Annotated in this window: 3 protein-coding genes; all 3 read left to right on the top strand. The window is 68.8% G+C overall.

Going from position 1 to position 2,315, the window contains the following annotated elements; all coding sequences use genetic code 11:
• Nucleotides 1–761: type VI secretion system-associated FHA domain protein TagH (tagH, locus tag AC3XYG_RS23925; protein WP_489142370.1), on the top strand; the 761-nt coding region annotated here is incomplete at its 5' end.
• Nucleotides 751–2,052: a type IVB secretion system protein IcmH/DotU gene (gene icmH, locus AC3XYG_RS23920; protein ID WP_489142369.1), complete on the top strand. Its 1,302-nt coding sequence runs from the start codon at nucleotides 751–753 to the stop codon at nucleotides 2,050–2,052. The genes tagH and icmH, both read left to right, overlap by 11 nt.
• A gap of 10 nt (nucleotides 2,053–2,062) precedes the next feature.
• On the top strand, nucleotides 2,063–2,315 hold a 253-nt coding region (locus tag AC3XYG_RS23915), incomplete at its 3' end, for a hypothetical protein (protein ID WP_489142368.1).

Below are 2,315 nucleotides of genomic sequence, written 5' to 3'. Positions count from 1 at the left end.
CGCCTTCGCCCCCGCCGCCGCCCGTCGCGCCTGCCCAGGTCGCACCTGCCGCCGGCCGGGTCGGAACGGTGGAGGAGGGCGCGGCGATCGCCGCGTTCCTCGAGGGCTGCGGCCTCAGCCAGCGCGAATGCGGCACAGCCGATATGGTGACCGTAATGCGGCGGGCCGGCCAGGCGCTGCGCCTGTCGGTGGCCAACCTGCACGACATCCTGGCGGCGCGGACCTCGACGAAGGAAGGCTTCGGCGTCGAGCGCACGATGCTGGGCCGGTCGCGGAACAACCCGCTCAAATTCGTCGCCGACCCCCATGACGCACTGATCGCCCTGCTGGTCGCCACCATCCCCGGCTTCCTCGTCGCAGACGAGGCGGTCGCGCAGGCGTTCACCGACATCAAGGAACATCAGATCTCGATGGTGGCGGCGATGCAGGCGGCGCTGGCGAGCGTCTGTCAGCAACTGGCGCCCCAGACGATCGAACGTGCGGTCTGTGCGCCCTCCGCGACGGAGCGCCTGATGCCGCGGCGGCGAGCGGCCCGCCAATGGCAGGCCTACAAGGCGGCCTTCGACGAGGTCACCGCCGGGCTCGACAACAATGCGCGCGAGGTCTTCGGCAGCGACTTCGTGCGGGCCTATCAGCACAACACGGCATCCGCCGGCGTCCAGCCGTCCGATGCCGAGGACGACAGGGTCCGGGCGGAGCCGCCCAAGACTGCCCAGGGCGGGTCGCTGCCGGACGAACGGAGAGACGTGGATGTCGGCTGACGAAACGGTCATCGCCTCGGCACCACCGCCGCGCCCCAACCCCGGGGGCCGGCTGTCTGTGGCCACGCCGGCATCGACATCGACGTCGCCCTCGGAGCGGCTGTGGGAATCGATCTGCGTCGATCGGCTCAGCCCGCTGGTGGCGGCCGCTCTGCCGCTGCTCGATCTCTGCGTCCGGCTCAAGACCAGCGCGTCGCATGCCGATGTCGAGGGCCTGCGGCTGCGGGTGTTGCGCGAGATCGACGCCTTCGAACGCCGGGTGACGCCGCTCGGCCTGGCGCCGCGCGCCATCCGGGCCAGCAAATACGCGCTGTGCGCGACCGTCGACGACCTCGTGCTGAACACGCCCTGGGGCAGCCGCAGCATCTGGACGACGCGCAGCATGGTGGGCTCGCTGTTCAGCGAGACCTGGGGTGGCGATCGGTTCTTCGACCTGCTGACGCAGCTGAAGAAGGATCCGGGCGTCAATGTCGATCTGCTGGAGCTGCTCTACTACTGCATCAGCCTCGGCTTCGAGGGCAAGTACCGGGTCGCGGCGCGCGGCGCTTCCGAACTCACCGTGCTGCGCGAGGATCTCTATCGCCTGATCCGGGCTGCGCGCGGCGAGTTCGAGCGCGACATCTCTCCGCACTGGCGCGGCGCCGCCAATGACGGCCGGTGGGCGGGCGACATCATCCCGACCTGGGTCGCGGCCGCGGTCACGGCACTCCTGCTCATCGGCCTCTATATCGGCCTCGCCTATCTCCTGAACGGCCGGTCCGACGGCCTGTTCGATCAGCTGGCCACCTTGCCGCCCAACGGGGCCGTCAGCCTCGCCAGAGTCGCGACGCCGCCGCCGCCGCCCGTCGTCATCCAGCAATCCGAGCGGCTGCGGCGCTTCCTCGAACCGGAGATCAGAGAGGGCCTGGTGACGGTGAAGGAAGACGCGCAGACGATCACCGTGCTGATCCGGGGGGCCGGCATGTTCGAATCCGGCAGCGCCAGCGTCATCACATCGTTCACGCCGCTGCTCGATCGTATCGGCCAGGCCTTGAACGACCAGCCCGGCGCGGTGCTGGTGACCGGCCACACCGACACGACCCCGATCCACAGCCTGGCCTTCCCCTCGAACTGGCACCTGTCGGTGGCCCGGGCGACCAATGTCGGCCAGATCATCCAGTCCAAGATGAGCGATCCCGCGCGCCTCACTGAGGAGGGGCGCGGTTCGAGCGAACCAATCGCCTCGAACGATACCGCCGACGGCCGACAGCTGAACCGGCGGATCGAAGTCATCATCAATAAGACGAAGTAGAGCGACGCAAATGGTTCAAACCATCAAAGGCCTGCTGCTGTCGCGCTACGCCTTCGTCGCGCTCGGCATCGTGGTGCTCGCCGCGCTCGTCTTCCTGGTCGGGCCGATGATTTCAATCGGCGGCGTGACGCCGCTCGAAAGCCCGGCCAGCCGGATGGTCGTCGCCTTCCTGATGCCGACCTTCTACTTCGGCACCATGATGATCCGTCAGCGCGGCACGCAGATGATCAACTCCCGCGTGTCGGCCGCTCTGGGACAGGGCG

The organism is Inquilinus sp., assembly GCF_057815775.1.
The sequence above is the reverse complement of the archived record's forward strand: the minus strand, read 5'-3'. Positions and strand labels throughout refer to the sequence as shown.

What these genes read in the sequence shown, in the direction of transcription:
- icmH (WP_489142369.1), top strand. Translation starts at nt 751, where the DNA reads ATGTCGGCTGACGAAACGGTCATCGCCTCGGCACCACCGCCGCGCCCC.